This window comes from Tenacibaculum sp. L6, assembly GCF_028823685.1.
GTDB lineage: Bacteria > Bacteroidota > Bacteroidia > Flavobacteriales > Flavobacteriaceae > Polaribacter.
The window spans coordinates 1-6620 of the sequence record NZ_JAPEHZ010000090.1 but is presented as its reverse complement, the minus strand read 5'-3'; the positions used below and the strand labels follow the sequence as shown (position 1 = coordinate 6620).

Annotated in this window: 4 protein-coding genes and 1 pseudogene; 2 read left to right on the top strand and 3 right to left on the bottom strand. The window is 35.1% G+C overall.

Annotated elements, in window-relative coordinates:
- Window positions 1–42: 42 nt before the first annotated feature.
- From mscL to OU788_RS11495, 3 genes are read right to left on the bottom strand one after another with little or no spacing between them, the layout of a single operon-like run.
- Window positions 43–444 carry a large-conductance mechanosensitive channel protein MscL gene (mscL, locus tag OU788_RS11505; protein ID WP_274635303.1) on the bottom strand — a complete coding sequence of 134 codons (402 nt, stop codon included), beginning with the start codon at window positions 442–444 and terminating at the stop codon, window positions 43–45.
- Between the two features lie 50 nt (window positions 445–494).
- Window positions 495–1598 carry an alanine racemase gene (gene alr, locus OU788_RS11500; protein WP_274635302.1) on the bottom strand — a complete coding sequence of 368 codons (1104 nt, stop codon included), beginning with the start codon at window positions 1596–1598 and terminating at the stop codon, window positions 495–497.
- Window positions 1591–2208: a thymidine kinase gene (locus OU788_RS11495; RefSeq protein ID WP_274635301.1), complete on the bottom strand. Its 618-nt coding sequence runs from the start codon at window positions 2206–2208 to the stop codon at window positions 1591–1593. The genes alr and OU788_RS11495 overlap by 8 nt, the downstream gene beginning before the upstream one ends.
- 101 nt (window positions 2209–2309) lie before the next feature.
- On the opposite strand from OU788_RS11495, the gene OU788_RS11490 reads away from it, so the two are divergent.
- Entirely contained in the window at window positions 2310–3212 is a 903-nt protein-coding gene (locus OU788_RS11490) for a hypothetical protein (RefSeq protein WP_274635300.1), read from the top strand.
- A gap of 586 nt (window positions 3213–3798) precedes the next feature.
- A pseudogene (locus OU788_RS11485) lies at window positions 3799–6620 on the top strand (hypothetical protein); the annotation flags it as partial.

The following is a 6620-nucleotide window of genomic DNA, read 5'->3' as shown; positions in this document are numbered from 1 at the left end:
AAGCTCGCATTTGCGAGCTTTTTTATTAAGTATTTAACTGAATTATTTTTTTAATAAATCTCTAATTTCAGCTAATAATTCTTCTTGACTAGGTCCTTTTGGAGCTTCTGGAGCAGGTTCTTCTTTTTTCTTCATTGCGTTTACAGCCTTCACAATCATAAACATAACAAAGGCAACAATAATAAAGTCGATAACATTGGTTAAAAATTCACCGTACATTACAGCAACTTCTCCTGTTACTTTTCCAGCTTCATCAGCAACACCATCTTTAATTACATATTTTAAGTCTTTAAAGTCAGCATTGAATAATAAGCCAATTAATGGAGAAACGATTCCTCCTGTAAACGAAGCAACTACTTTGTTAAAAGCAGCACCCATTACAAAACCTACTGCAATGTCTACTAAATTACCTTTCATTGCAAAGTCTTTAAACTCTTTAAGCATTCCCATATATTTGATTTTAATAGTTAATTGAATTGAAAAGTATAAAAAAATTAGCGTTTTACCAATCTTTTTATACGTTGCGATAAAGCAGTAAGTATTTCATACGGAATAGTTTCACTCTTGTGAGCCATGTATTCCACATGTTGTTGATGGTTGAAAATAATAACTTCATCTCCTTCGTTACAATCAATTTTTGTAACATCAACCATAATCATATCCATACATACATTTCCGATAATTGGAGCTGGTTGATTGTTGATGAAAACAAATCCATTCTTATTACCTAATCTTCTCGAAATACCATCCGCATGACCAATAGGAATTGTGGCACTTCTAGTAGTTTGATTAGCAACAAAAGCTCTATTGTAACCCACAGTTTCACCAGGTTGAATTAAATGAATTTGAGAAATGATAGATTTTAACGTATGGGTGTTTTTTAATTGAGCGGTTTCTTGCTCATCGTTTCCAAATCCGTACAATCCTATTCCTAAACGAACCATATCAAATTGCGCTTGTGGATAATTGATAATTCCAGAAGTGTTTAAAATATGAATCATAGGTTCGTAACCTAAATGCTTGTATGCTTGTTTTACTATGTAGGCAAAGTTGTTAATTTGTCCAACCGTAAAATCTCGTTCATAAGGATCTTCACTAGCTGCTAAATGAGAGAAAATTGATTCTACTTTAACGTTGTTTGATTTTTTTAGTTCTGCAATTAAAGCAGGAACATCTGTGTGCCAAAACCCTAATCTGTTTAACCCAGTATTAAATTTAATATGAATAGGATAATTCATTAAAGGAGTTTCATCGGCTAATTTCATAAAAGCATCAAATATTTTGAAACTATATAAACTAGGCTCAAGTCGATATTTTACAATTTCCTCTAAATTCTGAATTTGTGGCTGCAACACTAAAATAGGAGTTGTTATTCCTGCTTCACGTAAAGCAATTCCCTCATTTGAATATGCTACTGCAAAATAATCAACTTGATCTTGTACGATTTTGGCAATTTCTACAGATTCACTTCCATAGCCATACGCTTTAACAACCGCTAAAATTTTGGTTTGAGGTTGTAGTTTTTGTTTAAAATAAGCAAGATTGTGTAGTACAGCTTGCGAATCAATTTCTAAAACGGTAACGTGATTGTTATTCATTATTGGTGTCTTCTTCTTTATTACGAGCTTGTTGCTCTTTCATGGCTTTGTAATATGCAGCTCTACTTAATGGTTCGTATTCTTGAGTTTCACCTAAGAATACTAAGTCATCACTTTGTGCTTTTCTATAGCTATAGTGTGCTAAATTACCCGTACGAGTGCAAACAGCATGTACTTTGGTAACATATTCAGCAGTAGCCATTAATGCAGGCATAGGACCGAATGGTTTTCCTTTAAAATCCATATCTAAACCAGCAACAATAACACGAACTCCTCTATTAGCTAAATCGTTACACACGGCAACTATTTCATCGTCAAAAAATTGCGCTTCATCTATACCAACTACATCAACATCGTTAGCTAATAATCGAATATTTGAAGATGCAGGAACTGGTGTAGAACGAATTCTATTTTCATTGTGCGATACTACTTCTTCGTCATCATAACGAGTATCAACTGCAGGTTTAAAAATTTCAACTCGCTGTTTAGCAAATTGAGCACGTTTAAGTCTACGAATTAATTCTTCGGTTTTACCCGAAAACATTGAGCCACAAATTACCTCAATCCAACCAAATTGTTCTGTGTGATTTACTGTATTTTCAAGAAACATTTTGTAATTTTAAGCTCTAATTATTGATTTTTGTATTACTTTCGAACGAGGAACAAATTTATTAAATTTTAATAGCAAAAAATCAAATCAAACGACAACTTATGCACAAAAAACTAGCATCAGATTTAACCAGTTTAGCACACAGTATCTTACAAATGAAAAATAAAGAAGATGTGTTTGAGTTAAAGCAAAAGGCATATGAAGTTTACGAAAAACTTTCGGTTTTAGCGTATGTAGAAGAGTATATAAATAATACTCCTAATCCATTAAAATCTAAAGAAGAGTTGTTGCAGGACATAGTGTTGGCTGAAGAAAAGCAACAAGAAGAAGTTTTGGCTAAAAATTTATCAGTTAAAGAAATAGTTGTTCCTGATGCAAAAGAAGAAATTACAGAGGTTGTTGAAGAGGAAGTAAAAGAAGCTGTTCAAGAATTGAATGTAGAAAAATCTATAGAAGAACCTATAGAAAAGGACAGAGTTGTTCATCATTTAGAAGAAGCTCTAAAAGAAGAGTTAGAGCAGGAAGCAGATGAAATAGCTGATAAAATTATTGAAGCGATAGAGGAAGAAACGATTATAGAAGAAATCATAGAACAACCTTTTGATGAACTAGAAGAATTATTGCATGGTGATAGTGATGTAAAAAATGACGTAAAGGATGTTGGAGAACGAAAAACACCAACTCTAGAAGATGAATTGCAAGACACTATTTCGGTAGATGTAATGACCGATTTGTTTACGAAAGTAGAGCCTAAAAAAACGGTAAATGACTATTTTCAAAAAACAATACAAATTGATTTAAACGATAGAATTGCTTTTGTAAAACATTTATTTGATGGTGATCAAAACGATTTTAATAGAGTTATTTCTCAGCTCAATACTTTTAAAACAGAAAAAGAAGCGAAAAAGTTTATCACTAAAATGATAAAACCAGATTATGATTGGTCAGCTAAAGAAGAATATGAAAACAGGTTATTAGAAATCATAGAAAGAAGATTTGCATAAGAAAGCATAAACATTTGTTTATAAATAAGCAAAAAGCCATCATCTTTATAATTAAAAGGTGATGGTTTTTTTATGTTAAAAAATATAGTAGAACCTGACTTAATTAAGGGTTTTTCCTGAAAATAAAATTTAGCGATTAAAAATAAGTTCAAAGCTCCGCAAGATTTAAACCGCTTGTAGGACGATAATTCTCTTATGGGGGAAACCCCCTTTTTTATGTAAAGTACAAGGATTTTAGGTTGTTAAACCTATGTTAAATGCTTAATTTTACATCGGCTCAAGCTCCTTAGGTTGAGTTCTTACCTCTTAAAAATTGGACGGCCCTCATACCTCTCTTAAGCATTATTAAATGCAACCTCTCTTAAACTTAAAATAGTTATTTAATAACCTTTCAAAAGATATTTTACAGCTAACGTAATTTTTGTTGGCTAGATGAGTAACCCCTTTAATTGTATAAATTAAAGAATAATACTATGTAAAATATTACAATATGTTGCTTAATGAAACACAACCTGTCTGTTGGTAGACGAGGTTTAACACGTTAAAAAAATGCATTACTAAAAATTTAAAAAGATACCGAAATAGTATGGCGGGGTTTCTTGTCGTACTTTTTTTATTTTCAATTAATGCAGTGAATGCACAAACAGTAAATACCGAAACAAGTGTTCATGCGAACTTTGGTGTTGATGCAGATGTGTATTCAGGAATAGTATCCTTTCCAAATGGAGCAGTCTTCCCGTTTGGAACAGATGATTGGTTTTTAGGAACCTCAGGGAAAGGAGTTATTGATGAAACTGCTACTGCAACTACAGCGAGTTTATTGGTAAACGATAATGCTTCAGCAGAAATAAGAATGAGTTATCCTATTTACTCAGTTGTAGATGGAAGACTCTGGATTGATGCTGTATTTATTCGAGATCAAAACGCGCAAGGAAATAATTCAGATTCAAATGTATTTACAGGAGGTTCAGATAAAAATAATGACAATCCAGACACTTGGACAATTACAGATGCTTCGGTTCCGCAAAAAAATGATATTATAGATGTTTACGGGCATTTAAGAAGAGAAGGAACTACAGTGGGGACAGACGAATGGGCCTTTTTAGGAGCATCAACAAGAAACGATAGTGGAGATAGTTATTTAGATTTTGAATACTTTAGAAAGAAAGTAAATTTAGTAAATGGAACTATAGAATCAGTTGAAGATTTATCAGCAACAGGAGGTAGAACTCCTTATTTGTTTGATCCTGTAACAGGTGGGGTAGCTCAACATGGAGACATCATTCTTTCTATTAACTATGCAAATGGAGGAGCTAATGCAATTGTTAAATTATATGTTTGGGTTGAATTAGTAGGGGTGCCTGATTCTTTTTTTGATGCACAAAATGCAAAAGGGGGAAGACCTTTTGAATTTGTAGAAGATAATAACGGATATGTACAATATTCAGGAGGTAATGGAGCAGGAAACTATGGATATGCTGAAATTCAACTTAGAAGAGATATACCAGGTCTTGAAGCGGTGTTTTCTCAAGTAAACGATGGAGGTCCAGTACCAGCAGGTCCTTGGGGAACAATCAGTAAAGGAGGAAATATAGTACCAGATTATTCAGAATTAACGTTTGCGGAAATAGCAATCAATGCTTCAGCTTTAGGTTTTGATTCTAGTAGTTCACCTGGTATAGATTGTGTTAGTCCATTAGGAAGTGTGATTGTAAAAACAAGATCTTCTGATTCTTTTACAGCAGAGTTAAAAGATTTAGCAGGACCATTTAGTTTAGCAGATACCCCAGAGGTAACTGTAGAGATAGAAGGTGAAGATATAGCGTGTACAGAAGACAGTATTACACTTACAACAACAGCAACTCCTGCGGGGAATACCTTTACCTATGTATGGTATAAAGATGGTGAGGAGCTAGAAGGAGAAACAGGAAGTACCTTAGAAGTAAGTGAAGCAGGAACCTATAGTGTAGCAGCAACCCTAACGTTTGCACCAGGTGTTGTAGGTTGTACGGCAGAAGATGACTTTGTAGTAGAGGGAGAACCTTTAATTCCTTTAATTCAAGTATGTCCCGATGATAAAACAATTCCAGAATGTGCATCACAAGAAAGTATAAATAGTGAATTTAGTACTTGGTTGTCTGGGTTCTCAAAATCAGGAGGAAATGGAACCGTTGTTGAGAAATATTATGTTAGTGATCTAGAGGTAGATATTAATACTCTTCAAGCACCAGACGCGTGTGGTGGAAGTATTACTGTAAAATATGAGGTTTCTGATGAATGTGAACAGGTGAAAACTTGTGAAAAAACTTTTACAGTAACACCAGATGAGACCGATCCAGAGATTACGGACATACCAGATTACAAGTTAGCAGGTTGTAACACACCATGGCCAGCGAACCTAACGACAGATTGGACAGACAACTGTGCAGCAGGCGGAGTAGGTATCCAGTCTGATGGCGGAGTAGATCAACCAGATAGTGCCGATGGATGTACACAATACCGACTGTATACATTCACAATTACCGATGATTGTGGTAACAGTGATACAGAGACTACATTAGTTTCAAGAGATTACGACATGACCAATCCAGAGATTGTAGATGTACCAGATTATAAACTAGAAGGTTGTAACACACCATGGCCAGAAAACTTAACGACAGATTGGACAGACAACTGTGCAGCAGGCGGAGTAGGTATCCAGTCTGATGGTGGAGTAGATCAACCAGATAGTGCCGATGGATGTACACAATACCGACTGTATACATTCACAATTACGGATGATTGTGGTAACAGTGATACTGAGACTACATTAGTTTCAAGAGATTACGACATGACGGATCCAGAGATTGTAGACGTACCAGATTATAAACTAGAAGGCTGTAACACACCATGGCCAGCGAACCTAACGACAGATTGGACAGACAACTGTGCAGCAGGCGGACAAGGTATTCAATCAGATGGCGGAGTAGATCAACCAGATAGTGCCGATGGATGTACACAATACCGACTGTACACGTTTACAATTACGGATGATTGTGGTAACAGTGATACTGAGACTACATTAGTTTCAAGAGATTATGACATGACCAATCCAGAGATTGTAGATGTGCCAGATTATAAACTAGAAGGCTGTAACACACCATGGCCAGAAAACTTAACGACTGATTGGACAGACAACTGTGCAGCAGGCGGACAAGGTATTCAATCCGATGGTGGAGTTGATCAACCAGACAGTGCCGATGGATGTACACAATACCGACTGTATACATTCACAATTACGGATGATTGTGGTAACAGTGATACCGAGACTACATTAGTTTCAAGAGATTACGACATGACCAATCCAGAGATTGTAGACGTACCAGATTATAAGTTAGCAGGCTGTAACACACCATGGCCAGAAAACTT